We start from the raw sequence: 22886 nt of genomic DNA, 5'->3' as shown, positions 1-22886 counted from the left end.
CGCAATTGCTCACCCGCCGTGGGACTCCACGACCTTGCGGCAGCCATCCGAAAGCTTCGACTTGTTCTCGCGCAGGCAGGCATTCATCTGCGGCGGCTTGCCGATGTGTTCGGCGCAGAATTTGCCGGCATCGCTGCGGCAGGCCATCTGCTCCTGCGGGGTCGGACCGGATTGCGCAGCGGCGGGCAGGGCGGTGGTGGCGAGCAGCAGCGCGGTAAGAATCGAAAATTTCATAAAACACCTCTTTGAGAAGGTCGTTGGCCTCGCCTGGGATCAAGCGAGCCGGACCATCTCGCGAAGGCCGCACGCTGGTCCATGCCATGTTCATGGCATCGGCCCGCCCGCCCGGACGCCGTACCCCCATTTTCATGGCATGTATCCGCGCGCCGTCTTTTGTCATTCAGGCTGCACGTCGGCTGCGAGACCCGGTGATTGCATCGGGACGCCGAACGGGAAGCAGGAGAGCAAGATGTCGAAAAGAGCGGGAGCGCTGAGCGCCGGGCTGACGATTTTGGCGCTGACAGGTGCGGCGATGGTGTCGCTGGGCACGAGCCCGGCGCAAGCTGTGGTCTATTGCAAGACGGTCGGCATACCCAAGGGCTGCGTGGTGCGGCCGACAGCAGCGGTGGTGGTTGCGCCGGCCGCCGCGGTCGTGGTGGCGACGCCGGGTGTCGGTGCGCCCGGTGTCGGCGTGCGCGCGGGCACGCCGATGAATGGCGGTGGTCCGGTCAATCGCGTCGGCGTGCGCTGAGAACGACGAAAGAGTTCGGGCGAAGGAGCCTTGCGGACGAACCCCCCGTCCTCCGCAGGCAAATTATCCGGCCCGTCCCTCTCTCCGCGCGTCCCACACGTTCGGAGGGGGGGCATTTCAGCCGTTGGCAGCATCGCTGTCGGGAAAAATCTGCGGCAATTGCAGCCGCACGCGCGTGCCTGAGGAATCCGGACTGAGATTGAGTGTCGCCCCGCAGCGCGCGGCGTCGCACCTGCCAGTCGAGCGCGATCTCGTGCGGGCGCAATTGCGCGGTCGCGCGCTCGCGCCAGGAGCCGAGTGCTGGAGCTGCCAGCAAGTCGGCGCGTCGTCCTCGACGAGGAGGATGGTGATGGCTTCACCCGTCTCGCCCTGTTCGGTCATGATCATCGTCCTGCACCGCGTGTCCCCCGCGGCGAGAGCCTAAGCCTAGCCGCGGCGCGGACACCGCGACACCCATAATCATGGGGGCGCACGGCGACCACTTGGCATCCGCGACGCGGTGTCTACGGCTTCGTCGCGGCCGGTTTATCCTGCGGCATGGGCGGACTCGGCAGTCGCTGCACGACAATGCGCGCGGTGCCGGCATTGTTCTTGTAGAACTGCTCATAGGGCCCCAGGACAACGTCGAGCTTCGCCGGGCGCAACGCGGCCGGGAGCAGCGTCGGATAAATCTGGACGGCGTCGTTGACGTAGAAGAACAGATCGCCGGCATCGGGCGCGACGAATTCCGCGACCAGCCGTCCCGACAGCCTCTGTTCGTCCCAGATCGCGCGCGCGGTCGGATCATTCGGCACCGGCTCGAAGGGCCCGAGCTTGCGCACTGAGAGCTTGAACGGATCGTCGTCGGGAAGTGCCGCGAACCCTTTCGTCTTGTCGAGCTGGGTCGGATACCTGCCTTTGGTCTGATCCGCATCGTCTTCGACCGGAATGGTCGGATTCATCCGGCGCGGCAATTCGTCGGCCGGCATGACGTAGACGGCCTTCAGCGGAACGTCGCTCATTCCCTTCGTACCGACGCGCACGACGGGCTGGAACCAGGCGGCGCCGAACTGACGGAGCGTCGGCAGGGCGAGGTAGTGAGCCGTGAAATAGGTCTTGAAGCCATTTGTGCCGCTCAAGATGGTCCGGTCGAACCAGGGATCCTCGATCTCGACCCAGACGCGGTATGAGCGGCCTTTCTCGACCGAAAGGCCGCTCCACCAGCAAAACTCCTTCGTCGCGAAGCGGCCGCGCGCATGGATCGGTTCGTCGAGCACCGGCGTGCCGGCCTCTGACCCCGGAGTCGTGCAGATATTTCCGGTCGCGGTGCGGGCGGTGAAGACGCTGGTCGCCCAATGAGCAGGGCCGAGTAGAAGATGATGAACAGAAAGATGCCGGGCAGCACGAGCTTGGTGAAGAGAAGGCGCGCCGGTCCCGCATTCAGCCGCATCCATCGGGCGAAGCGGAGCAGCAAGCCGGGCTCGTCGAGATGCCGCTGGCTTGCCATGCGGTGTGGCCTGCTCCAGGCCAGCCGCGCGCGTTCCTGGATGGTGTCGCGGAGCACCGTGTTCCTGCGCCAGATCAGGTAGGTGATGACGAGGACGATCGAGGTCGCGAACGGATAGTACAGCGTGATGTCGAGCCACGGCGCCGCATAGGATGGCAGGACATTCCTGACAAGATTGGCCAGCGGCCCCAGCACGGCGCCAACGAGCCAATCGATGGTGGCGATGGCGTGCAGCACCATTGTGCCTTGCAGACCATTGTCCTTCGACACCCCGATCAGGCTGCGGGCGATCCACGGCCAGACCGCGATTACACCGACCATGAACAGCAGCGAGAAATAGGCGACGCGCCGCCACCACACGGTGTCGCGGGTGAGCCTGGCCATTTCGGCACTGGGCGTGTTCATGCGGGTGAAGGCTTCGGCCTCCGTCTCGCGCCGCGGGTCTTGGGCCTTCGCCAGATAGGCCTGTTTCATGGCCTCGCGCGTGCCGTCCTCGACGAGGTTCAGCTTGCTGCTATCGGGCGTCAGCACCAGCGCGTCCGCCGGCAGCATGATCGGCGCGTAGTCGTCGCAGCCGAACAGCATGCGTTCGATGACGGCGAAGTGCACCACCGGCAGCCCGCCATTGACCTGACCAGCGAGGATCGGGCGCGGCCCGTAGCGGTAGAGCACGGCAGCGCCGCTGCGCGAATCGTGCTTCGGTCCGGTCGCCGATTGGTATTTCCTAAAGTGTTCGATCTCGCCGTCCTGGAAGCGGAGCCGTCCGTCGAGCTGATCGGCCATCCAGACCAGCGGCACGAAGGATAGCGTGGATTCCGGATAGCCGCCGCCGATGTCGGAATGCACGCCGGTGAACCACACCTCCTCGACCGTCTGGTCGGGCGCCAAATGGCTCTGGTCGATCCGCAGCGGATGGAAGGTGGTTCGCTCGTCGTCCAGCGCCAGCGCATGCGAGATGTGCTTCACCTTGCGCGAAGGCCGGTGATTGCGGAACGAGATCGGCCAGATCGCCCAGTCGATCGCGACCCGTAGCTCCTCGATCGGGACGCCGAAAGCCTCGACCGTGTCGAACAGCCCGAGAAATTCGATGTCGATCTCTTTGCGGCCGTTCATCGCCGAGCGGACATCGGCGTAGGAGCGGTGCCGGCAGATCGCATGATAGAGATAGAGCAGGACATCGCGGATGAAGCGCGCGATCCAGATCGTCGGCAGGCTCTTCTTCAACGGCACGGTATCGCGACGGTATTCCCGCCACGCGGCCATGGCGTTGCGCTCCATCTCCTCATGCGACACCGGCGTGCCGCCGATTTCCGCCGGCACCAGGCCCTGGCTCGCGATCAGCGATGCCAGGGTGCGCGCGGTGAAGGCGCCGCGGCTGAAGCCGAAGATGTAGATCTCGTCGCCCTCTCGCCAATTCCAGCACAGGAAGCGGTACAGCTTGCGGACGTTGCCGGGCACGCCGATGCCCGTGGCGCCGTCGAGCGCGGCGAGCGGCGCCCAGCCGGCGGTGCCGACGCCCTTGATGTAGTAGGCAATCTGGTCCGGCTGGGTGTGGTCGAGCGCTTCGTAGAGACGCCAGACGCTGGATTCCTGGCTGGTGAACGCGTTGCCGGTGCCGTCGGCGAACAACACCAGCTTGCGCTTTGGCGGGATGGCGGTGGTGGTCCCGCCGGCATGCGTCTCGATATGCGCCTGTTCCGGTCCGGCAGAATCGGCGTTCGGCGCACCATCATGGTGTGGCATGAGCCCCTCCGGCAATTCGACGGGGGCGCGCTTCAGGCCCGAGCCGGGCAGCACTCCCCGGAGTCAATTAATGGATGCAATGGTTGCGTCGTGAAAATGCAGGTGCATTCTGCACACGATCCCGCTGAGGTAGCAAGCAGGAACGCGTCGCGGCAGGGGCCTCCCGGCGAACGAGGAGAGGCGGAGTGTTCAGCCTTTACCGGCCATTGCCACGGCACGCGCCGCCAGGGCCGATATGGTAGCCGCGCGGGCAAGCATGCGCGGCCGGGTTGGCATAGTTCCTGAGGCAGCCGCCATTGGGACCGCGGTGCCAGCCGGCGCCGCAGCCGCCGGCGACTGCGATGACGTCGCCATTCGCGCCCGCACCGAGCGGGGCGAGCGGCATGGCCTGGGCAGAGCCTGTGATCGCGCCGAGCGCGAGAGCTGCGGCAAACATTGTTCGCATCATGTCTTGTCCTCCCGAATGACGCTGCTTTCAATGGCCGGCGGCGAACGCACTGCCGGCGCGCACTTTGGCGATGGCCTGGTCGATCAGCCCGATCGCCTTCTCGCGATGGCCGCCCTTGTTCGGCTCGGCCTTGCCGAGCTCGACGCGCGCCGATTGCAGGATCGCGATGGCTTCGTCCATGTGCGGCTGCGCGCCCAGCGCGTAACCGATGCAGAGGCTGGTCGCGATGGCGCCGCCGAGCACGAGGCTGCGGGGTAGAGAGGTTCGCATGTCGTCGTCTCCTCCAGCAGGCGTCAGGCTGGGGCCGCCCGTTTGCCCGGATGCAGTCCCCTATGTGCCGAGAAGTCGCACCCGCCGCCTGAATAGGGCCCGGCTGTGCGGGCCGTCTTGGACTGGCCGACGGCGACGCAGCTTGGACTGACCGGCGCAGCTTGATTCACGTTGGCGTGCTGATAGCTTGCCGCTCCCTGGTGTTTGGAAGGCGTTCATTTCAGGCCCGACAGTTTCGGCACGCTTCCGTGCACGAGCTTTTCCCAAAAGTCCCTTTGGAAGTTCTTTCGATGTCCGTCATCAGGAAGGCGCTCTCGACCGACATGCTGCCGCAGGACTTGTCCGACCGGCAGCGCTTCATCCGCTTCGCCGAGTTATTCGAGCATTTCTCCAACACCGGCGAGCTCGATCCGGCGTCCGACGTGCCGCTTCGCGCCACGATGAACTCAATTCATATCGGCACCACCATGCTCGGACGCTGCGACGGCAGCTTCGTCACGGTCCGGCGCGAAAAGCGTCAGGTGCTCGAGACCGGCGACGACCGCTTTTGCCTCGCCCGCAGCACGGGCGATCGCCCATCGCAGGTGGTCCATCGCGGCCGCGAATTCACCATGCGGCCGGGATCGATGGTGCTGCTCAAGCTGGACGAGCCGTTCTTCGCCGCCGACGGCGCGAGCCACAAGCGCTTCACCAACGTGCATCTGCCGGTCGATACGCTGCGCGCGATGGTCGCCAACGTCGACGATCTCGTCGGCTGTGAGCTCGAGCCCGGCGGCGCGCTGTCGCTGGCGATGGACTACAGCGATCTCCTGCTGCGCCATTCGACCGCTGCGGACGAAGCCGGCATGGCCATCGCCGCGCATCTGCTCGACCTCGCGGCGATCGGTCTCGGCGCCCGCAGCGATGTCGCCGTCGCCGCGCGACGCCGGGGCCTGCGCGCCGTGCGGCTCAAGGCCGTGTTGTCGATCCTCGAGGCGCGCTTCCACGAGCCGGAGTTTTCCGCGCAAAGACTCGCCGCCGCTGCCGGCCTCTCCGAACGCTACGTCAACGAGCTGCTGTTCGAGGCCGGCGCCAGCTTCACCATGCGCCTCAACGAGCTGCGCCTGCGCAAGGCCGCCGATCTTCTCGCCCATCGCGAAGACCGCATCAGCGACATCGCCTTCGCCTGTGGCTTCAACGACCTGTCTTATTTCAACCGCTGCTTCCGCCGGAGGTTCGGCCTGACGCCGACGGCGGCACGGGGGAAGTGAGGTAGGCCACAGATGGGTTGACTTACGGGAGGAGACCCTCGAAATCTCTCCCGAAAGGCATCTCTACGAAGCCTCTCCCCGCGGCGCCGGATATCGCCGGGCCAGCGCCGACAACGGCAAGTGTCGCTCGCCCTCCGGCAGTTCCAGATACGCCAGCACCAGCGGCCGCTTCCAGTCGCGGACGCCGAAATCCATCGCCATCCATTTTTGCGGCTCGGGGCCTTCGAGGCCCCGGACCCAGACGAAGAAGCGGGGGAGGTCGTCGGCGTCCGCTTCCGTCGTGCGTCTCCTGGCCATTGAAGCTGCTCGCTGCATCAGTACGCGTTGCCACACGATATAGGCACTGGCCGGACGAAGTCGAACGCCTGCGGCGAGTGGCACTTCCGCCTTACTGCCAGATCCGAGTCTCCGCCACGCGGTTGATGTCGGCGAGCCGGCGGTCGGCATCGCCCTGAAGGTCGATGCCCTCAACCAGTGTGAGCAGGCGGTGATACGCGCCATCGGCGATTTCGACCGGCAGCGGGGCCTCGTCAAAGGCCTCGACATAATTGTCGACAAGGCCGCTCAACATGCGGCACAGCCCGCGCTGGGAAGGATCGTCCCGGCCGAGCGTTTCGAGCTTTTGCTGAAAGATACGGAAGGTTCGCAGGCCGTGGTGCTGTTGCGAAAGCCACGCGTGCAGGTCGTTCATGTGAGCCTCTTCGGTCAAGTGAAGAAGCTACCGGCTTATACAGTGGGGATGTGACGATGGCTAGTGGAGGGGGAGGGACTGGACTCGTTGACCCAGTCCGCCTCCGCCAAGGCTTCGGCGGGACAGCCTTCGCTGCTTCGCATGGATAGGATTTAGCCTGGCTTGCGAAGCCGTAGCTGCGAAGCAGCGAAGGCTGGTGCCCCTGGCCGGAATCGAACCAGCACTCCTTGCGGAACTCGATTTTGAGTCGAGCGCGTCTACCAGTTCCGCCACAGGGGCCCTCGGTCAGCCCCAAACAGGGCGTCGCGAAGCCGGCGGACTATAGCCATGGACCGGACGGGGTCAACCCGCGCCAAAGTGATCCCGCCGTTCTCGACAGCCGCATGGGGCGGGGTTAGAGGCTTAAAGTCAGCGTCCATCCGAAAGAGGCTGCCGTGACGACCCAGAGTGCCGCAATATCTGCGTTCAAACCGGCGGCCACGAACCCGGCGCTGGCCGCTTCGCTCGCGATCACGCTGATTGCAGCCGCGACCATCGCGGGCGCCTGGTTCTTCCAGCTGGTGCTCGGGATCGTGCCCTGTCCGCTCTGCCTGGAGCAGCGCTACGCCTATTACCTTGCGATCCCGCTGGGCCTGCTCATCGCACTCGCGGTGCGGGGCGGTGCGCCGAGACCGCTGTTGCTTGCGGGCCTTGCGATCCTTGCGCTGGCGAGCCTCGCCAATGCCTGGCTCGGCGCCTATCATTCCGGCGTCGAATGGGGCTTCTGGAAAGGACCGACCGACTGCTCCGGTCCGGTCGTCAATCTCGGCAGCGCCACCGATCTGCTGTCGCGGCTCGACACCGTGAAGGTGGTCCGCTGCGATGAGGTGCAGTGGCGCTTCCTCGGCCTCTCGCTCGCCGGCTACAATTTGCTGATCTCGTTGTTGATGGCGGCGATCGCCGCGTGGGGATTTGTGCGGACGGCGAAGCGCTAGCTAATCATCCACATCGTCCTGCGTGCGGCCGAACAGGTGCACGATGCCCGGCGTCGCGATCGTCACGAAGACGAAACGCGAGAGGTGATGTGCGCCGACAAAGATCGGGTCGATGTGCAGCGTCAGGGCCAGCGCCAGCATGGCGTCCATCGCGCCCGGTGCGTAGGCGACCACCACGTCGGAGAATTTTACCTGTGTGGTGAGCGCCACGATGCCGATGAAGATCGCGGAGACGGCGATGGCGACAGTAAACGAACCCAGTGCCGCATTGATGTGGCCGGCCAGCGTCTTGATCCGCATCCGCGCGAAGCGGCTGCCGATCAGGGCGCCGATGCCGACCAGCGCCACGCCGCGTACCCAGTCCGGCAGACCGCCCTCGACCCAGCCGGCGCCATGCAGCACGCTTGAGCCGATCATCGCGCCGAACATCCAGCTCGCCGGAAACCTGATCAGCCGTAGCAGGAGCGCCGCGGCCAGCGAGGCCGCGACCAACTCGACGAGGTCGAGCGGCGAGGCGATCGTCGTCGTCAGGGAAGGCGCGACGGAGGGCGCGACGCCGGCGAACGCCAGCACCATCGGCAGCGCCGCGGTGAGGATGATGACGCGCATGGTCTGCACCACCGCGATGCCCGGCAAATCGGCGCCGCGCTCGACCGCCAAAATCGTGATCTGCGACAGCGCGCCGGGGCTGCCGGCGAGGAAGGCCGAGGTGCGGTCCCAGCCGTGGACGCACTGAAGATAATAGCTCGAGCCGAAGGTCGAACAGAAGGTCGCGAGCGCAAGCAGGCCGATGGTGAGCGGATAGGCACCGACCTGTTGAAGCAGATGGCGCGAGACGACTGACCCTAACGAAATGCCGAGCAGCACCAGCACGGTCTGGGTCAGGATCGGCGGCAGCGTCAATTGGCGTCCGGCGATCGCAGCGATCCCGACCGCGATCATCGAGCCCGAGATCAATCCGCCGGGAAGGCCCGCGAGCAGAAACGCGAGGCCTCCCGCGGTGCCGATGACGAGCGTTTCCACTGTGCTCAAGATCTTGGCACGGCTTGGCAATTCGAACGGCAGGGAGGCGGTGATTTGCTTCACACCGCCTTATCGCAAATCAGCAAGAGGCGCACAATTGCGGCCACGTCATGCCGCAATGCGCGCGCCTCTCGCCGAGAGCCGGCAAAGACCGTGATGGGTTTACTTCTTGTCAGCGGGGGCGGCGGTCGTGCCGGCCTTGGCTTCCTTCATGCATTCGCGGCGGAATTTCTTGCGCTCCTTGCCCTTCAATGCCTTGGCATCCGCCTGCTTGGAGCATTCGAGTGACTCGGCCGAGTGCTCCTTCGGCGCCTTTTTATCGGCGGGCGCGGCAGTGGTCTTGGTGTCGGCTTTGGCCGCCGGCGCGGCAGTCTGCGCGAAGGCGGTGCCGGTGGCGAGCAGGGAGGCGAGGGCGACGACGGCGAGGCGAGAGGTGAAGGTCATGGTGTTGCACTCTTCTTTTCTTTGCGAGAATTGCGAAAGGTTGGGAACGTCGGCTCGCATTGCTGAACGCAACATGAACAATCTGAACGGGAGGGATCACTATATTTTGGCGGCAGGAGCCATCGCTTCCTTGTCGCAAGCCGGCGGCACGTTAGGATAGCAATCCTCGTTTCACTTCCCTCGGGGGAAGATCAAGGAGGAGGACCACGGATGACCATTCAATCAAAAATGCTGTGTGCAGTTGCGCTGTCGGGCTTTGCCGCGCTGGTGGCGAGTGCGCCGGCGCAGGCGCTGACTTCCCAGGAGTGCAGCGCGAAATATCAGGCCGCCAAGAAGGACGGCTCGCTCGGCACCACGAAGTGGAATGACTTCCGCAAGGCTCAGTGCGGTGCCGACGCAACGCCTGCCGCCGCTCCGACCGCGGCTGCTCCTGCCGCGCCCGGGACTCCCGCCGAGCCGAAGCAGGCGAAGAAGGAGGCAGCCCCCGCTGCCGCCCCGACCCTGCCGGCCGGCCCTGCGATCTATCCGAACGCAGTCGATCCGAAATACGCCAAGGAGACCGCGGGCAAGGCGCGCCTCCACACCTGCGTCGACCAGTACAACGCCAACAAGGCCACCAACGGCAATGGCGGCATGAAGTGGATCGAGAAGGGCGGCGGCTATTACAGCGAATGCAACAAGAAGCTGAAGGGCGCCGCCTGAAGCTTCACGACGATGCAGAGGCCGGAGCCAAGCTCCGGCCTCTCGCTTTAATCTAGTAGCTTCTCGGCCGATTTCGCCACGAGCTGCGATCGCTTGCGCGGGCCGCGCTCGACGAACAGCAGGCTCTGGCCGAAGATGAAGCAGTAGAACAGGAAGGCCTGCGCTTCAGCCGCCTCGGCTTCCAGGCCAGTCGCGCGGTAGAGCTCGGCGACGTGCTTCAGCCGCGCTGCGTCCACGCTTGCCACCGCTGCCGCGGCGCCCTCGTCCGAACGGGCCCATTGCCGGATCGCAAGCTCGATGGCCATCCCGTCCGGATTGAGCCGCTCGGAATAGAGCTGGATCACAGCCCTCAGCCGCTCACGGGGCTCTTCGCCATCGAGGCTGGTCTGCTGCGCGATCGCCATTGAGCGCCCCTCGCGCCAGCGTTCCAGCATGGCACCGAGCAGTGCGGCACGGTCGGCGAAGCGGCGGTAGAAGCCGCCCTTGGTGACGCCCAGGTTCTTGGCGAGCACCTCGACCCGCACCCCCTCGACCCCCGATCGGGCGAGCTCGGTGAACCCCGCCTCGACCCAGACATCGCCCTTGCCGTCGCTCATGAAGGAAGCCTCACCAGTGCTTGATACGGTGCCGTATTGCTAACGCGGGACGAGGCTGATACGCTACCGTATCAGAATCAAAGGCAATGAATGCCGGGACCCGCGAGATCGCCGCATTCTGCGAGATCACGGTCGTGCACATGGACCGTAGCCAGCGCAAATCGGTGCCGTTCACGGATGCCATCCGCGAGATCGCCATGAGGCATCTCGCCGGGCCGGCGGAGGCCTGAGCCATGGCCGCATACGAGCCGAAGAACCCGGGTTATCGCGCGGCTGCCGTCGCCATGTTCGACGGCCAGCCGGCGATGCACACGCTCGGCATTGTGATCGTCCGCCTGGCGCCGGGCGAGGTTGAGCTGGCCATGCTGCACTCGCCGGCCCTCACGCAGCAGAACGGTTTTATCCACGCCGGCATTATTACAGCTGGGCTCGATAATGCCTGCGGCGTCGCCGCCTTCACCCTGATGCCGCGCGAGGCGGACATCCTCACCGTCGAGTTTAAGACGACGCTGCTCGCACCGGCCCGGGGCGAGCGTTTCGTCTTCAAGGCAGAGGTGGTCAAGCCCGGCCGCACGCTGACCTTTTGCGAGGCCAAGGCGTTTGCCGAGCAGCACGGCAAGAGCACGTTGATCGCCACAATGACCGGAACGCTGATGGCGATGCTGCCCCGCGTTACGGCTTCGCAAGCGCCGGCCGCGATCCCCGCATAGCGCGGCGATGACATCGCGCCCGCAACGCATTATATGACGCGTAACAATTCCCGGCCCCGAGCCGTATTTGCGGCGATGGGACCGAAACGGGGCGAGATATGGCCGGAATCAGGAACAAGAGCCTTTTGCCGACGCGGCGCGCGGCATTGACGCTGATCGGAGCCGGCGCGCTCGCGACAGGCGCGATCGCCTCGGCGTTGGCGGCCACCGACAATGACGAGGTGCTGACCGAATCCAAGGTGCTGCGCGACCCCGACGTTCCCGTCGCCGGTAATCCCGACGGCAACATCAGCATTATCGAATGGTCGGACTACAATTGCCCCTATTGCCGCAAGCTCGAGCCGGAGCTGCGTCAGGTCGTCCAGGACGACGGCAAGGTCAGGCTGGTGATGAAGGACTGGCCGATTCTCGGGCCCGTTTCGGTCACGGCCGCCCGGATCGCTCTCGCGGCAAAATACCAGGACAAATATCATCCGGCCCACGACGCCATGATGGGTGTCAGCTCGCGCCTGACCGAGTCGCGCCTCGACGAGCTGCTCGCGGCCGCCGGCGTCGACATGAACCGCCTGAAGCGCGATCTCACCGACCATGGCAAGGACATCGATGCCGTGCTCAAGCGCAATAACGAACAGGCTGAGGCCTTCGGCTTCCGCGGCACGCCGTCCTTTATCGTCGGCAAGTACCGCGTGCCTGGCGTGCTCAGCATCAACGACTTCGAGCGGATCATCGCCGACGCCCGCAAGGCCAAGATGAACTGACGCGAGCGATCTTCACTGCGCAACAGAAAGGCGCCGCCGCGGACCCGCGACGGCGCCTCATTCTCGATACGGTGTTGTTATTTCGAGGAGATGCGGACCCAGTCCTTGTGCGCGCGATCGCGTAGCGCGTCCCAGTCGGCCTTGGCGACATCCCAGTTCACGATGGTGCGATTGGTCGTCGCGACCTCGCCATTGGCGACCGACGACGTCTGCATGGAGTCATAGACGTACACGCCGCAGCCGAGCAGCAGCGCGCCCAAGATCATTCCGAAAAAAGTCTGCATGGCGAACCTCCGGTGACGGGCGATAACGTGGATCGCCAAGGACAGTTCCGTCGGCAACCGGGAGGCAAGTTCGGACCGGATCGGCCGTATGGTCGTGGATTAAGGTGGCTGGAAACGCTATACTCCTACCAATGACAAGCGACACTGCACAAAGCCTGATCCGCGAGCTCGGCCGCAAATATCTCTGGTGGCGACCGGTCGACGGGGAGCCATTTGCCGAGCGGCGCATCGTTTCGCAAATCATGAACCTCGGAACGTACGACGACATTCTCCAGTTGGAGGCAGCGCTGGGGAGCGCGCATCTCGTCGATGTCATGCTGCACGCCGAGCCCGGTTGGTTCAGCGATCGTTCCTGGGAATTCTGGCGCGGGCGCCTGTCCTTTGCGACAGGTGCAGCGCTGCCGGAGCATGCGCCACGAAGGGCGTTCGATGCCGCGACGTTTTGAGCCAAAATTATCGATCCTGCCTGCCGCTCAGCGCGAAGTTTGGCCCTTACTTGCTCCGGCGCTGCGTCTGCGACTCGTCCTCTATGGCGGCACCGCCGTGGCGCTCCAACTCGGACATCGAGAGTCGCTCGATTTCGACTTCTTTTGCTCCGCTCCACTGGACAAGGGGGACGTCCGCGCGCAGTTCGGCTTCCTCAACGGCGCTGCCATCCTTCAGGATGCGCCCAATACGATGGTCATCTTGGCCGATATGCCCTCGGGCTCGGTGAAAATTTCCTTTTTCCGGACATATCGGATTTGGTCGCGTCAACGACCCGATGCAGACGGCCGACGGCATGATACTCGTGGCGTCGTTGGAAGACTTGCTGGCGACCAAGCTCAAGGCCACGCTCGATCGTGCTGAGGCCAAGGACTATCGGGACATTGCTGAAATGGTTTCTGCCGGAGTGTCGCTGCCACGCGGGCTCGCAGCATTCAGGGGAATGTTTGGCGGTGAGCCAGCGCAAGTGCTGCGCGCGTTAGGCTTCTTCGAGGATGGAGATCTTCGCAGCTTGGGTGCTGCCGATCGCCGAATCCTGCGTGAGGCTCGGGATCGTGTCGGCGTGTTGCCCGATGTGTCTCTGCGGCAGGGCTTGCTATGATGGCGTCGGCCATGCGTTCAGCCACTGCACCACTTCCGCGTTGATCTCGCGCGGATAGGTGTGGCTGAGGTCGTCGATCTCGCGATAGGTGATGACGGCGCCGGCGGCGGAGAGCGTTGCCTGGGTCTGCCGCGCGGTCTGCACCGGAAACATCCAGTCGAGCTTGCCGTGGGTGATGAAGATCGGCAGACGCTGCAGGCGCTTGGCGTCGGCCATCTCCGCCATCAGCGGATGAAAGGTCGCCGACACCGGCGCGAGATGTGTGAAGGGCGAGGTGGCCTCTAGCCCGGTGACGTAGCAGAAGGTGCCGCCGTCGCTCATGCCGGTGAGCAGCATGCGCGAGGCGTCGATGGTCCAGCGGTTGCGCACGGTTTCGAGAATGCGCATGAGGTTGGGCGTGTCGGAATCGTCACCCATCAGCGCCCAGGTCGGGCCCGTCGCGGTCGGCGCCACCAGGATCGCACCAAGACTGCGGGCGTCGCGCAGCCAGCTCCATAGAAAGCCGCGGCCGTTGCCGCTGCCGCCGTGCAGCGCCATCACCAGCGGCATGGCGCGGTCGGGCGTGTAATATTCGGGCACGTAGACCGAAAAGCCGCCGCGGCTGCCGGGCTCATTGTGGTCGTGGATGATGCCGGTGTGCTCGCCCGCGCCGGCTTCCAGCCGCGACAACAGGTCCGCATTCTCGCGATTGGCGGCGTCGAGGAAGAAGCCGCTCACCGGCGGAAACTGCGCCGTCAGCGGATAAAGTGCCTCCTGCGCGCGCGGCACGTGGCGTAGCGCGCGGAAGACCGCAACGAGATCGCCATTGCCGCGCTCGACCTCGCGTATACCGGCAAAGGCGGCGAGCGTCTCGTCGCAGGCACGATCGAGCCGCTCGCGCAGTCCGGTGAACTGTTCCGGCCAGGCGTTGATCGCCGCGCGGGCTGATTGCAGCGCCTCATCCGGCGCGCCGATCGCATTCATCACGGTGGCAAAGGCCGGCGGGTGCAAATGTCGCTGGAAGAAGCCGAGTGCTTCCAGCGCGTTGAGCAGCGGCGGCAGCACGGCCACGATGTCGTCAACGACGGCCTCGGTCATCGTCGCTTCCTTGCTTGAGTTCGGTTTGTCAGTGCAGCTTCGGCGCCTTCAAGAGCTTGAAGCGATCGGTCGAGGTCACCGTGACGTCGAAGGTGACGCCTTCATGATGGACAGTCAGCGGCACGTCGACGCCGGCTCCGCCGAGCCCCCACATCTTGTTGTAGAAGCCGGTCTGGCTCGTGACTTTCTCGCCGTCCACGGCAAGGATGACGTCGCCGGTCTTGAGCTCGGCACGGGCGGCCGGGCCGTTGGCGGAGATCCCGATCACCACCACGCGGTTGTCGATCTCCGTCGAATAGAGTCCGAGCCATGGCCGTGCCGGCTTGTTGACGCGGCCGAACTTGCGCAAATCATCCAGGATCGGTTTCAACAGGTCGATCGGTACGATCATGTTGACGTGCTCGGCTTTGCCGTCGCGCTCGCGTTCGAGCTGGAGCGAGCCGATGCCGATCAGCTCGCCGCGCTCGTTGAGAAGCGCCGTGCCGCCCCAGTTCGGGTGTGCGGGAAGGGTGAAGATGGCCTCGTCCAGCAGATATTCCCAATAGCCGGCGAACTCCTGCTTGGCCACGATCTGGCTCGCAACCGAACGCGTGCGTCCGCCGGCGCCGCCGACCACGACGCGGTCGCCGAGCCGGGTCTCGGCCGAGATACCCAGCGGCAAGGGTTCGACGTCGAGTTGGCCGAGCGCCTGCACCAGGCCAAAGCCAGTGACAGCATCGAAGCCGAGCACATGTCCCTCCACCACGCGCCCGTCTCCGACATGCAGCCACACGGACTCTGCTTCGGTGATGAGATAACCGATGGTGAGCACCAGCCCGTCGTCGATCACGACGCCGTTGCCGGCGCGTTCGGTGCCCAGTGTCTCGGCGCTGAAGGCGTCCGGCGGGATGATGGCATGCAGGCCGACCACGGACGCGAGCGCGCGGTCGAGATCGAAACCATAATCGCTCGCACGCGGCTGATTGGCCAGCGGTACTCTCCATTCGGTCAGGGCGGGCATCGAGTTCTCCTGGCTGAGAGTATTGCTCCGCCGTGGCTAGCGGAACGGCGCGCGAAGCACGCATAATTTAGGCTGGAGGAGGCCGTCTTGAAAGCCTCGTTCCCCAACAATTCCGGAGAACGCCGTGTGAAATCTTTGAACGGCAATGGAACGGTTCATGCTCGGTCGGCAGAGCGGCCTCCGGTATTGGCCGCATGGCTGCTGTTCGGCGAGGTGCTAGGCGCGGTACAATGAAGCTGCTAACCATTGCCGCTTCGTTTGACGCAGGGATCACGGACCGAAGCATGGACAACCGCAGCGACATCTGGCGTGGCATCGACACGATCAAGGCGCGTTTCATCGACCTCAGTGACAAAGTCTGGGGCATGCCCGAGGTGTGCTACACCGAGGCGCGGTCAGCCGCAGAGCATCTCGCCGAGTTGCGTCATCAGGGCTTTCGCATCACCGAGAACGTCGCGGACATTCCGACCGCGGTGTTGGGCGAGTGGGGTGAGGGCGGACCGGTCATTGCCTTCATGGGGGAATACGACGCGCTGCCGGGCCTGAGCCAGGAGGCGGGCGTCGCGGAACATCGGCCAATTGAGACCGGTGGCCATGGCCATGGCTGCGGTCATAATCTGCTCGGCTCGGCGGCGCTGCTGGCCGCAACCGCGGTGAAGGACTGGCTCGCCGAGAACAAGTTGCCGGGCCGCGTGCGTTATTACGGCTGCCCGGCGGAAGAAGGAGGCGCAGCAAAAGCATTCATGGTCCGCTCCGGCGCGTTCGAGGACGCTGATGTCGCCATCACCTGGCACCCGAGCAGCTTATGGGAGGTGGCGGTGACGCCGTCCCTCGCTAACACGCGCGCCGATTTCATCTTCACCGGCCGTACCTCGCATGCGGCAGCCTCGCCGCATCTCGGCCGCTCCGCGCTCGACGCGGTGGAGCTGATGAATGTCGGCGTGAACTATATGCGCGAGCACATGCCGAGCGATGCTCGCGTCCACTACGCGGTGCTCGATACCGGCGGGATCGCGCCGAACGTGGTGCAGGCCCATGCGCGCGTGCGCTATTCGATCCGCGCCCGCGACCTGTCCGGCATGAACGAGCTGGTCGGGCGCGTGAACAAGATCGCGCAGGGCGCAGCCCTGATGACAGAGACCAAGATGGAGATGAAGGTCATTTCCGCGGTCTCCAACATCCTGCCCAATGCTCCCTTGGAGCAGGCGCTGCACCGGGTCATGGAAGAGCTCGGCCCGCCGCATTTCGACGACGCCGACAAGACCTTCGCGACCCAAATCCGCGCGACGCTGAGCGACAAGGACATCGCCGCGGTCTATTATGCGATCGGCATGGAGCCGACCGATCGGCCGCTGGCCGACTTCCTGGTGCCGCTCGATGCCAAGCGTAACCCGCAGGTCGGCTCGACCGATGTGGGTGATGTGAGCTGGGTGGTGCCGACCGTGCAGGTCCATTCACCCACGGTTGCAATCGGCACGCCTTTCCATACCTGGCAGGTGGTTGCGCAGGGCAAGAGCGCGCATGCGCACAAGGCCATGGCGCAGGCCGCCAAGGCGATGGCCGGCATCGGCATCAAGGCGTTGACGGAGCCGGAGCTGATCAAGGCCGCCAAGGCTGACCTCGAGAAGCGGACGGCCAAGACGCCTTACGTCTGTCCGCTGCCGGACCACATCGCGCCACCGCTCGACATGTCCGTGGCGTAGAATTTCGCCTCGATACTTCGTCTGATCCGGCGAACAAATTTTCTGCAGTGCAGCGCGGAATCCAGCTTGTTTTGATGCTGGATTGCCGAACGGATGGGCTGCGGAATATGGTTTTGCCCAACAGACAGTCAGAAGACCGTTTGCATACACACGCTCGCTGTTGACGCGCACCCCATTCGGGGTGCCATCTACCGCCAGCCAAGCCCGGTGGTCGCCTCGCGCGACCGCCTGCATCCATACGGGAACCAGACGGGGGACAACCATGCTGGATAAAGAACTACGTTCGATGATCGGTGACGTGAAGGACGGGCGGATGGATCGCCGCGGCTTCATTCAGCGCCTGGCTGCCGTGGGTCTCACCGCGCCTCTGGCCAACCAGATTCTCGCGCTTGGCGGTGTCGCGATGGCTGAGGGCGTCTCGACCTACAAGCCGACCAAGCGCGGCGGCGGTGGTGCGCTCAAGCTGCTGTGGTGGCAGGGGCCGACCCTGCTCAATCCGCATTTTGCCACCGGCACCAAGGACCAGGACGGCGCGCGCCTGTTCTACGAGCCCCTCGCCTGTTGGGATCCCGACGGCAACATGAAGCTGGTTCTGGCCGCCGAAATTCCCTCGATCCAGAACGGCGGCCTCGCCGCCGACGGCAAGTCGGTGACCTGGAAGCTCAAACCCGGCGTCAAATGGCATGACGGCACGCCGTTCACAGCCGACGACGTCGTGTTCAACTGGGAATATGGCAAGGATCCGGCGACCTCCGCGCTGACGATCGGGACGCTCCGCGACATCACGGTCGAGAAGGTGGACGACCTCACGGTCCGCATCGTCTTCAACAAGCCGACGCCGTTCTGGGCCGACGCCTTTGTCGGGGCTCCCAATACCCTCATCCCGAAACATCTGTTCAAGGACTATATGGGGTCCAAATCGCGGGAGGCGCCGAGCAACCTCTCGCCGGTCGGCACCGGCCCCTACAAGTTCGTCGAGTTCAAGCCGGGCGATGTTGTCCGCGGCGTGATCAATCCCGATTATCACATGGCGAACCGCCCCTATTTCGATTCGATCGAGATGAAGGGCGGCGGCGATGCCGTCTCTGCCGCGCGCGCGGTGATCCAGACCGGCGAGTATGATTTCGGCTGGAACATTCAGGTCGAGGATGACGTGCTGCTGCGCCTGGAGAAGGGCGGCAAGGGAAAGACCGTCTACGCAGTCGGCGGCGACACTGAATTCATCGCACTGAACTTCACCGATCCCAACACCGAGGTCGATGGCGAACGCTCTTCGATGAAGACCAAGCACCCGCTGTTTTCCGATCCGGCGGTGCGCAAGGCGCTCTCGTTGCTGATCGATCGCGAGTCGGTCAAGAAGGCGATCTACGGCCGCGCCGGCCGCACCTCCGCCAACTTCCTCAACGGGCCGGAAAAATTCGTCTCCAAGAACACCTCATGGGAGTTCAGCGTGGAGAAGGCCTCGAAGATCCTCGACGATGCCGGCTGGAAGCCGGGCGCCGACGGCATCCGCGAGAAGGACGGCAAGAAGCTGAAGCTCGTCTACCAGACCTCGATCAACGGCCCGCGCCAGAAGACCCAGGCGATCGTCAAGCAGGCCTGCCAGAAGGCGGGCATCGAAGTCGAGCTGAAATCGGTCGTCGCCTCCGTGTTCTTCTCCTCCGACGTCGGCAATCCCGATACCTACTCCAAGTTCTACGCCGACATGGAGATGTTCCAGATCCCGCTGAGCCAGCCCGATCCGTCGCAACACATGCGTCGCTACCTTTCGAACCTTGTCGCCACCAAGGAGAACAAGTGGCAGGGCACCAACTTCCCGCGCTGGGTCAACAAGGACTACGACGCGACCATCCAGGCCGCCGACGGCGAGATGGATCCGGTCAAGCGCGCGGCGCTCTACATCAAGGCCAATGACCTCATGTACCAGGACACCGTGTTCATCCCGGTGCAGCACCGCCTGAAGGTCGAGGCGGCCGCCACCAATCTGCGCCCGGTCATTTCCGGCTGGGCCAACGAGACCGACAATTTGTTCGACTGGTATCGCGAGGAATGATCACGCGCGCCTAGAGCGGGTCCTTCTCTCATGAGTCAGTATGTCCTGCGTCGCCTCCTGATCGCGATTCCGAGCCTGCTCGGAATTTCGCTCGTGCTCTTCGTCGTGCTCGCACTAGCGCCGGGCGATCCGTTCTCGGAACTGGCGACCAATCCGAACGTGCCGCCCGAAGTGCAAGCCGCGCTTCGGGCGAGGTTCGGCCTCGACGATCCGATCTACCTTCGTTACCTGCACTGGCTCAACGCCATGCTGCACGGCGACTGGGGTTTCTCCTTCGTCAGCCGGATGAACGTCGACACGCTCATTCTCCAGCGACTGCCTACGACGCTTTACGTAATCGGCTCGGCGCAGATTCTGGCGCTCCTGATCGCGATCCCGGTCGGGGTCTATGCCGCGACGAAACCTTATTCGCTGTTCGACCAGGTTGCCAACACGCTCGCCTTTGTCGGCTTCTCGCTGCCGACCTTCTTCACCGGCATCCTGTTCATCCTGATCTTCTCGGTCACGCTGGACTGGCTGCCTTTCGTCTACACGACCGACATCAAGGGCACGGGGGTTCACTGGGTGCTGGAGATGATCCGTCAGGCGATCATGCCGGTAGCGGTGCTCGGCCTGTTCCAGGCTGCGTCGATGACGCGCTTCGTGCGCTCGGCGATGCTCGACGTCATTCGGCTGGATTACGTCACCACCGCGCGCGCCAAGGGCATCGGCCAGCGACGGGTGATCGTCAAGCACGTGATGCGCAACGCGATGATCCCGGTCGTCACGCTCATCGCGTTGCAAATCCCGGCGGTGTTCGGCGGCGCCATCGTCACCGAGCAGATTTTCCGCATCCCCGGCATCGGCTCGCTGCTGATCTCCTCCATCCTTTCAAACGACACGCCGGTGGTGATGGCCGTCACCTTCGTCTTTGCGTGCCTCGTCGTGCTGTTCAATCTCATCGCGGACGTTCTTTATGGCTGGCTTGACCCTCGCATCTCCCTCCGCTGAGCGGCGGGTCTACTCGCCCTGGCGCGAGACGTGGCGGCGCTATAGCCGCCACAAGCTTGCCGTGGTCAGTGCGTTCCTGCTCCTCATTCTGATCCTGGCGGTGGTGGCCGGCCCCTTTGTCTGGCGGGTCAAGATCGACGACATCGATATTGTGGCGGGCATGCAGGGGCCGTCGCTGGCCCATCCCTTCGGCACCGACGATCTCGGACAGGACATCCTCGCCCGCATGATCTATGGCGGGCGCATCTCGCTCGCGGTCGGCCTCGCCGCGATGCTGGTCTCGGTCTTTGTTGGCGTGCTGATCGGCTCGCTCGCCGGCATGTCGCGCGGCGCGCTCGGGCATGGGCTGATGTGGCTCACCGATCTCTTTTTGTCGCTGCCGCAATTGCCCCTGCTGTTGTTGCTGATCTATCTGTTCCGCGACGGGCTGAAGTCCGCGTTCGGCCCGGAGGGCGGCATTTTCATCCTGATCGTACTCGTGATCGGTGGCTTGCGCTGGATGCCGGTCGCCCGGCTCGTTCGCGCGCAGTTCCTGTCGATCCGTGAGAAGGAATTCGTCGAAGCCGCGCGCGCGCTCGGGGCGAGCCCGGTGCGGCAAGTGGTCCGCCACATCCTGCCCAATGCGCTCGGTCCGGTGATCATCGCCGGCACCATCGACGTCGCCGCCGCCATCATCGCGGAATCGACACTGTCCTTCCTCGGCCTCGGCTTCCCTCCGGATACACCGACCTGGGGTCGGCTGCTCTATGACGCCAAGGACTTTCTCGACATCGGGCCGCACTGGGCTCTGTTTCCGGGCGGCGCGATCTTCATCGCGGTGGTCGCCATCAACTTCATCGGCGATGGCCTGCGTGACGCGCTCGATGCGCGGCGGGTGATCTGATGGCGCCGCTGCTCGAGATCAAGGGACTGAAGACCCACTTCTCCACCGACGACGGCATCCTCCAGGCCGTCGACGGCGTCGACATCTCCATCAACAGGGGCGAGACGCTTTGTGTCGTCGGCGAATCCGGCTGCGGCAAGACCGTCACCGCGATGTCGATCCTGAAGCTGATCGCGATGCCGCCGGGCCGCATCGCGGCGGGCGAGATCATCTTCGAGGGCCGCGATCTGGTGCCGCTGACGAGCCGTCAACTCGACGAGATCCGCGCCAAGGAAATCGGTTTCATCTTCCAGGAGCCTATGACTTCGCTCAATCCGGTGCTCACCATCGGCGAGCAGATCGCCGAGAGCCTGCGCCGCCACGAAGCGGTGACCAGGAAGCAGGCGCTCGAGCGCACCATCGAGATGTTGAAGCTGGTGCAGATTCCCAACGCCGAAGGCCGCGTGCACAACTATCCGCACCAGTTCTCCGGCGGCATGCGCCAGCGCGTGATGATCGCGATGGCGCTCGCCTGCAAGCCGAAGCTGATCATCGCCGACGAGCCCACCACGGCTCTCGACGTCACCATCCAGGCACAGATCCTCGACCTGCTGCAGGACATGAAGGAACGCTTCGGCATGGCGGTGATGCTGATCACCCATGCGATGGGCGTCGTCGCCGAGACCGCGCAGCGGGTCGTCGTGATGTATGCCGGCAAGGTGGTGGAGGAGGCGCCTGTCGACGACCTCTTCAGCAATCCCGGCCATCCCTATACGCAAGGACTCATCCGCTCGATCCCGCGCATCGATCTCGACAGCGAGCACAAGACGCGCCTGGAGGCGATTGGCGGCTCGGTGCCGATCCTGATCAATCCGCCGGTCGGCTGCCGCTTCGCCCCGCGCTGCCGCCACGCCATGAACGTCTGCACCGAGAAGGAGCCGCTGCTGCGCCAGATCGCGCCCGGCCACCGCATGGCCTGTCATCTCGGCGATACGCAGTTGGAAGGTGCGGCATGAGCGAACCCCTGCTGCGCGTCAGCGGCCTGAAGAAATATTTCCCCGTACACGGCGGGCTGTTGTCGCGCCAGGTCGGCAGCGTCTACGCGGTCGACGGCGTCTCGTTCTCGGTCAATCGCGGCGAGACGCTCGGCCTGGTCGGCGAATCCGGCTGCGGCAAGTCGACGACGGGACGTTGCGTGCTGCGCCTGATCGAGCCGACCGACGGCGAGGTGGTGTTCGACGGCCAAGACGTCCGCCAGCTCGGCGGCACTGATTTGCGCGCGATGCGGCGGAACATGCAGCTCGTGTTCCAGGATCCCTTCGCCTCACTCAACCCGCGCATGACAATCGGCGCGATCCTCGGCGAGGCGCTGATCATCCATAAGCTTGGCTCATCGGCCAAGGAGCGTGAGGATCGCGTCGCGAGCCTGCTGGTGAAGGTCGGGCTCAAAGCCGAGCATATGCGCCGCTATCCGCACGAATTCTCCGGCGGCCAGCGCCAGCGCATCGTGATCGCGCGTGCGCTCGCGGTCGAGCCGAAACTGATCGTCTGCGACGAACCGGTGTCGGCGCTCGACGTGTCGATTCAGGCCCAAGTCATCAACCTGCTGGAAGATCTTCAGGCCGAGTTGAACCTCACCTATCTCTTCGTCGCGCATGATTTGTCGGTGGTCGAGCACATCTCCGACCGCGTCGCGGTGATGTATCTCGGCCGCATCGTCGAGCTTGCCAAGGCCAGCGATCTCTATCGTAACCCGCAGCATCCCTACACCAGGGCGCTGTTGTCCGCCGTGCCAGTGCCCGATCCCAGGCTCAAGCGCGAGCGCATCCGTCTCAAGGGCGACGTCCCGAGCCCGATGAAGCCGCCGTCAGGCTGCCACTTCCACACCCGCTGTCCGATCGCCCAGCCGCGCTGTTCGGAGAGCGCCCCTGAGCTGAGGGAAGGCGCAGGGGGGCATTTTGTGGCGTGCCATCTGGCGTGAGGC

At 64.6% G+C, this 22886-nt stretch carries 29 protein-coding genes, 1 tRNA gene and 2 pseudogenes; 16 read left to right on the top strand and 16 right to left on the bottom strand.

Annotated elements, in window-relative coordinates; all coding sequences use genetic code 11:
* Nucleotides 1-9 precede the first annotated feature (9 nt).
* A complete protein-coding gene (locus ABIB06_RS24760) occupies nucleotides 10-234 on the bottom strand; it encodes a cysteine rich repeat-containing protein (protein WP_354050357.1) in 225 nt (74 codons plus the stop codon).
* A 235-nt stretch (nucleotides 235-469) separates the two neighbouring features.
* On the opposite strand from ABIB06_RS24760, the gene ABIB06_RS24755 reads away from it, so the two are divergent.
* Nucleotides 470-751, top strand: coding sequence for a hypothetical protein (locus tag ABIB06_RS24755; RefSeq protein ID WP_354050355.1), 282 nt, complete (start codon nucleotides 470-472; stop codon nucleotides 749-751).
* Nucleotides 752-868: 117 nt separating this feature from the next.
* Here the strand turns inward: ABIB06_RS24755 and ABIB06_RS38930 are convergent.
* From ABIB06_RS38930 to ABIB06_RS24730, 6 genes and pseudogenes are all read right to left on the bottom strand, one after another.
* Nucleotides 869-1048 (bottom strand): annotated as a pseudogene (locus tag ABIB06_RS38930) (hypothetical protein); the annotation flags it as partial.
* A gap of 2 nt (nucleotides 1049-1050) precedes the next feature.
* Nucleotides 1051-1132: pseudogene (locus ABIB06_RS24750) on the bottom strand (DNA-binding response regulator); the annotation flags it as partial.
* Between the two features lie 122 nt (nucleotides 1133-1254).
* Nucleotides 1255-1869: a hypothetical protein gene (locus ABIB06_RS24745; protein ID WP_354050354.1), complete on the bottom strand. Its 615-nt coding sequence runs from the start codon at nucleotides 1867-1869 to the stop codon at nucleotides 1255-1257.
* Nucleotides 1866-3980 (bottom strand): T6SS phospholipase effector Tle1-like catalytic domain-containing protein, encoded by a 2115-nt coding sequence (locus ABIB06_RS24740; protein ID WP_354050353.1) that lies wholly within the window; start codon nucleotides 3978-3980, stop codon nucleotides 1866-1868. The genes ABIB06_RS24745 and ABIB06_RS24740 overlap by 4 nt, the downstream gene beginning before the upstream one ends.
* Nucleotides 3981-4176: 196 nt before the next feature.
* Nucleotides 4177-4428, bottom strand: coding sequence for a GCG_CRPN prefix-to-repeats domain-containing protein (locus tag ABIB06_RS24735; protein WP_502916572.1), 252 nt, complete (start codon nucleotides 4426-4428; stop codon nucleotides 4177-4179).
* Between the two features lie 27 nt (nucleotides 4429-4455).
* Nucleotides 4456-4698 carry a hypothetical protein gene (locus ABIB06_RS24730; RefSeq protein ID WP_354050351.1) on the bottom strand — a complete coding sequence of 81 codons (243 nt, stop codon included), beginning with the start codon at nucleotides 4696-4698 and terminating at the stop codon, nucleotides 4456-4458.
* A gap of 290 nt (nucleotides 4699-4988) precedes the next feature.
* Between ABIB06_RS24730 and ABIB06_RS24725 the strand changes: the two genes are divergently transcribed.
* The gene (locus ABIB06_RS24725) at nucleotides 4989-5948 is read left to right on the top strand and encodes a helix-turn-helix transcriptional regulator (protein ID WP_354050349.1); all 960 of its coding nucleotides are present in this window, start codon (nucleotides 4989-4991) and stop codon (nucleotides 5946-5948) included.
* 63 nt (nucleotides 5949-6011) lie between these two features.
* Here ABIB06_RS24725 and ABIB06_RS24720 read toward each other — a convergent pair whose 3' ends face one another.
* From ABIB06_RS24720 to ABIB06_RS24710, 3 genes are all read right to left on the bottom strand, one after another.
* Nucleotides 6012-6245 carry a hypothetical protein gene (locus tag ABIB06_RS24720; protein ID WP_247339847.1) on the bottom strand — a complete coding sequence of 78 codons (234 nt, stop codon included), beginning with the start codon at nucleotides 6243-6245 and terminating at the stop codon, nucleotides 6012-6014.
* Between the two features lie 91 nt (nucleotides 6246-6336).
* On the bottom strand, nucleotides 6337-6639 hold the full coding sequence (locus tag ABIB06_RS24715) for a hypothetical protein (protein WP_247339849.1): 303 nt from the start codon (nucleotides 6637-6639) through the stop codon (nucleotides 6337-6339).
* Nucleotides 6640-6833: 194 nt separating this feature from the next.
* Nucleotides 6834-6918 (bottom strand) — tRNA-Leu (locus tag ABIB06_RS24710).
* A gap of 155 nt (nucleotides 6919-7073) precedes the next feature.
* Between ABIB06_RS24710 and ABIB06_RS24705 the strand changes: the two genes are divergently transcribed.
* Nucleotides 7074-7613, top strand: coding sequence for a disulfide bond formation protein B (locus tag ABIB06_RS24705; RefSeq protein WP_247339850.1), 540 nt, complete (start codon nucleotides 7074-7076; stop codon nucleotides 7611-7613).
* Here ABIB06_RS24705 and ABIB06_RS24700 read toward each other — a convergent pair whose 3' ends face one another.
* On the bottom strand, nucleotides 7614-8699 hold the full coding sequence (locus tag ABIB06_RS24700; protein ID WP_354050347.1) for an AbrB family transcriptional regulator: 1086 nt from the start codon (nucleotides 8697-8699) through the stop codon (nucleotides 7614-7616).
* Nucleotides 8700-8798: 99 nt separating this feature from the next.
* Nucleotides 8799-9080 carry a PsiF family protein gene (locus ABIB06_RS24695; RefSeq protein WP_247445196.1) on the bottom strand — a complete coding sequence of 94 codons (282 nt, stop codon included), beginning with the start codon at nucleotides 9078-9080 and terminating at the stop codon, nucleotides 8799-8801.
* 210 nt (nucleotides 9081-9290) lie between these two features.
* Here ABIB06_RS24695 and ABIB06_RS24690 point away from each other — a divergent pair, with 210 nt between their 5' ends.
* Nucleotides 9291-9782: a hypothetical protein gene (locus ABIB06_RS24690; RefSeq protein ID WP_354050346.1), complete on the top strand. Its 492-nt coding sequence runs from the start codon at nucleotides 9291-9293 to the stop codon at nucleotides 9780-9782.
* Between the two features lie 47 nt (nucleotides 9783-9829).
* Here the strand turns inward: ABIB06_RS24690 and ABIB06_RS24685 are convergent, their stop codons facing one another.
* On the bottom strand, nucleotides 9830-10378 hold the full coding sequence (locus ABIB06_RS24685; RefSeq protein ID WP_247445193.1) for a TetR/AcrR family transcriptional regulator: 549 nt from the start codon (nucleotides 10376-10378) through the stop codon (nucleotides 9830-9832).
* Between the two features lie 86 nt (nucleotides 10379-10464).
* Here ABIB06_RS24685 and ABIB06_RS24680 point away from each other — a divergent pair, with 86 nt between their 5' ends.
* The 3 genes from ABIB06_RS24680 (at nucleotide 10465) to ABIB06_RS24670 (ending at nucleotide 11846) form a co-directional block, all read left to right on the top strand.
* Entirely contained in the window at nucleotides 10465-10608 is a 144-nt protein-coding gene (locus ABIB06_RS24680) for a hypothetical protein (protein ID WP_502916573.1), read from the top strand.
* Nucleotides 10609-10611: 3 nt separating this feature from the next.
* A complete protein-coding gene (locus ABIB06_RS24675) occupies nucleotides 10612-11088 on the top strand; it encodes a PaaI family thioesterase (protein WP_354050344.1) in 477 nt (158 codons plus the stop codon).
* A gap of 98 nt (nucleotides 11089-11186) precedes the next feature.
* A complete protein-coding gene (locus ABIB06_RS24670; RefSeq protein ID WP_354050342.1) occupies nucleotides 11187-11846 on the top strand; it encodes a DsbA family protein in 660 nt (219 codons plus the stop codon).
* A gap of 77 nt (nucleotides 11847-11923) precedes the next feature.
* On the opposite strand, the gene ABIB06_RS24665 is transcribed toward ABIB06_RS24670, so the two are convergent.
* The gene (locus ABIB06_RS24665; RefSeq protein ID WP_028159206.1) at nucleotides 11924-12130 is read right to left on the bottom strand and encodes a hypothetical protein; all 207 of its coding nucleotides are present in this window, start codon (nucleotides 12128-12130) and stop codon (nucleotides 11924-11926) included.
* A 131-nt stretch (nucleotides 12131-12261) separates the two neighbouring features.
* Here ABIB06_RS24665 and ABIB06_RS24660 point away from each other — a divergent pair, with 131 nt between their 5' ends.
* Genes ABIB06_RS24660 through ABIB06_RS24650 form a run of 3 tightly spaced genes read left to right on the top strand, consistent with a single transcriptional unit; the run spans nucleotide 12262 to nucleotide 13217 of the window.
* A complete protein-coding gene (locus tag ABIB06_RS24660) occupies nucleotides 12262-12576 on the top strand; it encodes a hypothetical protein (protein WP_247339866.1) in 315 nt (104 codons plus the stop codon).
* Entirely contained in the window at nucleotides 12539-12979 is a 441-nt protein-coding gene (locus ABIB06_RS24655; protein ID WP_354125678.1) for a nucleotidyl transferase AbiEii/AbiGii toxin family protein, read from the top strand. Before ABIB06_RS24660 ends, ABIB06_RS24655 begins: the two co-directional genes overlap by 38 nt.
* Complete coding sequence (locus ABIB06_RS24650) at nucleotides 12894-13217, top strand: nucleotidyl transferase AbiEii/AbiGii toxin family protein (protein WP_354125677.1); 324 nt, start codon at nucleotides 12894-12896, stop codon at nucleotides 13215-13217. The genes ABIB06_RS24655 and ABIB06_RS24650 overlap by 86 nt, the downstream gene beginning before the upstream one ends.
* Here ABIB06_RS24650 and ABIB06_RS24645 read toward each other — a convergent pair.
* Both ABIB06_RS24645 and ABIB06_RS24640 read right to left on the bottom strand, forming a co-directional pair.
* Nucleotides 13212-14294, bottom strand: a complete 1083-nt coding sequence (locus ABIB06_RS24645) for a phospholipase (RefSeq protein WP_354050339.1) — start codon at nucleotides 14292-14294, stop codon at nucleotides 13212-13214. The two genes, ABIB06_RS24650 and ABIB06_RS24645, sit on opposite strands and share 6 nt — an antisense overlap.
* A gap of 28 nt (nucleotides 14295-14322) precedes the next feature.
* Entirely contained in the window at nucleotides 14323-15294 is a 972-nt protein-coding gene (locus ABIB06_RS24640; protein ID WP_354050337.1) for a S1C family serine protease, read from the bottom strand.
* Between the two features lie 284 nt (nucleotides 15295-15578).
* Between ABIB06_RS24640 and ABIB06_RS24635 the strand changes: the two genes are divergently transcribed.
* From ABIB06_RS24635 to ABIB06_RS24610, 6 genes are all read left to right on the top strand, one after another.
* On the top strand, nucleotides 15579-16997 hold the full coding sequence (locus ABIB06_RS24635; protein ID WP_354050335.1) for a M20 family metallopeptidase: 1419 nt from the start codon (nucleotides 15579-15581) through the stop codon (nucleotides 16995-16997).
* A gap of 262 nt (nucleotides 16998-17259) precedes the next feature.
* Nucleotides 17260-19050, top strand: coding sequence for a peptide ABC transporter substrate-binding protein (locus ABIB06_RS24630; protein WP_247445185.1), 1791 nt, complete (start codon nucleotides 17260-17262; stop codon nucleotides 19048-19050).
* Nucleotides 19051-19080: 30 nt separating this feature from the next.
* Entirely contained in the window at nucleotides 19081-20040 is a 960-nt protein-coding gene (locus tag ABIB06_RS24625) for an ABC transporter permease (RefSeq protein ID WP_247339878.1), read from the top strand.
* Nucleotides 20006-20923, top strand: coding sequence for an ABC transporter permease (locus ABIB06_RS24620; RefSeq protein WP_354050333.1), 918 nt, complete (start codon nucleotides 20006-20008; stop codon nucleotides 20921-20923). Before ABIB06_RS24625 ends, ABIB06_RS24620 begins: the two co-directional genes overlap by 35 nt.
* The gene (locus tag ABIB06_RS24615; RefSeq protein WP_247339882.1) at nucleotides 20923-21918 is read left to right on the top strand and encodes an ABC transporter ATP-binding protein; all 996 of its coding nucleotides are present in this window, start codon (nucleotides 20923-20925) and stop codon (nucleotides 21916-21918) included. Before ABIB06_RS24620 ends, ABIB06_RS24615 begins: the two co-directional genes overlap by 1 nt.
* The gene (locus ABIB06_RS24610) at nucleotides 21915-22883 is read left to right on the top strand and encodes an ABC transporter ATP-binding protein (protein ID WP_247339884.1); all 969 of its coding nucleotides are present in this window, start codon (nucleotides 21915-21917) and stop codon (nucleotides 22881-22883) included. Before ABIB06_RS24615 ends, ABIB06_RS24610 begins: the two co-directional genes overlap by 4 nt.
* Nucleotides 22884-22886 lie beyond the last annotated feature (3 nt).

This window comes from Bradyrhizobium sp. LB8.2, assembly GCF_040548035.1.
GTDB lineage: Bacteria > Pseudomonadota > Alphaproteobacteria > Rhizobiales > Xanthobacteraceae > Bradyrhizobium.
The sequence above is the reverse complement of the archived record's forward strand: the minus strand, read 5'-3'. Positions and strand labels throughout refer to the sequence as shown.

What these genes read in the sequence shown, in the direction of transcription:
- ABIB06_RS24760 (WP_354050357.1), bottom strand. Translation starts at nt 234, where the DNA reads ATGAAATTTTCGATTCTTACCGCGCTGCTGCTCGCCACCACCGCCCTG.
- ABIB06_RS24755 (WP_354050355.1), top strand. Translation starts at nt 470, where the DNA reads ATGTCGAAAAGAGCGGGAGCGCTGAGCGCCGGGCTGACGATTTTGGCG.
- ABIB06_RS24740 (WP_354050353.1), bottom strand. Translation starts at nt 3,980, where the DNA reads ATGCCACACCATGATGGTGCGCCGAACGCCGATTCTGCCGGACCGGAA.
- ABIB06_RS24735 (WP_502916572.1), bottom strand. Translation starts at nt 4,428, where the DNA reads ATGATGCGAACAATGTTTGCCGCAGCTCTCGCGCTCGGCGCGATCACA.
- ABIB06_RS24730 (WP_354050351.1), bottom strand. Translation starts at nt 4,698, where the DNA reads ATGCGAACCTCTCTACCCCGCAGCCTCGTGCTCGGCGGCGCCATCGCG.
- ABIB06_RS24725 (WP_354050349.1), top strand. Translation starts at nt 4,989, where the DNA reads ATGTCCGTCATCAGGAAGGCGCTCTCGACCGACATGCTGCCGCAGGAC.
- ABIB06_RS24720 (WP_247339847.1), bottom strand. Translation starts at nt 6,245, where the DNA reads ATGGCCAGGAGACGCACGACGGAAGCGGACGCCGACGACCTCCCCCGC.
- ABIB06_RS24715 (WP_247339849.1), bottom strand. Translation starts at nt 6,639, where the DNA reads ATGAACGACCTGCACGCGTGGCTTTCGCAACAGCACCACGGCCTGCGA.
- ABIB06_RS24695 (WP_247445196.1), bottom strand. Translation starts at nt 9,080, where the DNA reads ATGACCTTCACCTCTCGCCTCGCCGTCGTCGCCCTCGCCTCCCTGCTC.
- ABIB06_RS24690 (WP_354050346.1), top strand. Translation starts at nt 9,291, where the DNA reads ATGACCATTCAATCAAAAATGCTGTGTGCAGTTGCGCTGTCGGGCTTT.
- ABIB06_RS24685 (WP_247445193.1), bottom strand. Translation starts at nt 10,378, where the DNA reads ATGAGCGACGGCAAGGGCGATGTCTGGGTCGAGGCGGGGTTCACCGAG.
- ABIB06_RS24680 (WP_502916573.1), top strand. Translation starts at nt 10,465, where the DNA reads ATGAATGCCGGGACCCGCGAGATCGCCGCATTCTGCGAGATCACGGTC.
- ABIB06_RS24675 (WP_354050344.1), top strand. Translation starts at nt 10,612, where the DNA reads ATGGCCGCATACGAGCCGAAGAACCCGGGTTATCGCGCGGCTGCCGTC.
- ABIB06_RS24670 (WP_354050342.1), top strand. Translation starts at nt 11,187, where the DNA reads ATGGCCGGAATCAGGAACAAGAGCCTTTTGCCGACGCGGCGCGCGGCA.
- ABIB06_RS24665 (WP_028159206.1), bottom strand. Translation starts at nt 12,130, where the DNA reads ATGCAGACTTTTTTCGGAATGATCTTGGGCGCGCTGCTGCTCGGCTGC.
- ABIB06_RS24660 (WP_247339866.1), top strand. Translation starts at nt 12,262, where the DNA reads ATGACAAGCGACACTGCACAAAGCCTGATCCGCGAGCTCGGCCGCAAA.
- ABIB06_RS24655 (WP_354125678.1), top strand. Translation starts at nt 12,539, where the DNA reads ATGCGCCACGAAGGGCGTTCGATGCCGCGACGTTTTGAGCCAAAATTA.
- ABIB06_RS24650 (WP_354125677.1), top strand. Translation starts at nt 12,894, where the DNA reads ATGCAGACGGCCGACGGCATGATACTCGTGGCGTCGTTGGAAGACTTG.
- ABIB06_RS24645 (WP_354050339.1), bottom strand. Translation starts at nt 14,294, where the DNA reads ATGACCGAGGCCGTCGTTGACGACATCGTGGCCGTGCTGCCGCCGCTG.
- ABIB06_RS24640 (WP_354050337.1), bottom strand. Translation starts at nt 15,294, where the DNA reads ATGCCCGCCCTGACCGAATGGAGAGTACCGCTGGCCAATCAGCCGCGT.
- ABIB06_RS24635 (WP_354050335.1), top strand. Translation starts at nt 15,579, where the DNA reads ATGGACAACCGCAGCGACATCTGGCGTGGCATCGACACGATCAAGGCG.
- ABIB06_RS24630 (WP_247445185.1), top strand. Translation starts at nt 17,260, where the DNA reads ATGCTGGATAAAGAACTACGTTCGATGATCGGTGACGTGAAGGACGGG.
- ABIB06_RS24625 (WP_247339878.1), top strand. Translation starts at nt 19,081, where the DNA reads ATGAGTCAGTATGTCCTGCGTCGCCTCCTGATCGCGATTCCGAGCCTG.
- ABIB06_RS24620 (WP_354050333.1), top strand. Translation starts at nt 20,006, where the DNA reads ATGGCTGGCTTGACCCTCGCATCTCCCTCCGCTGAGCGGCGGGTCTAC.
- ABIB06_RS24615 (WP_247339882.1), top strand. Translation starts at nt 20,923, where the DNA reads ATGGCGCCGCTGCTCGAGATCAAGGGACTGAAGACCCACTTCTCCACC.
- ABIB06_RS24610 (WP_247339884.1), top strand. Translation starts at nt 21,915, where the DNA reads ATGAGCGAACCCCTGCTGCGCGTCAGCGGCCTGAAGAAATATTTCCCC.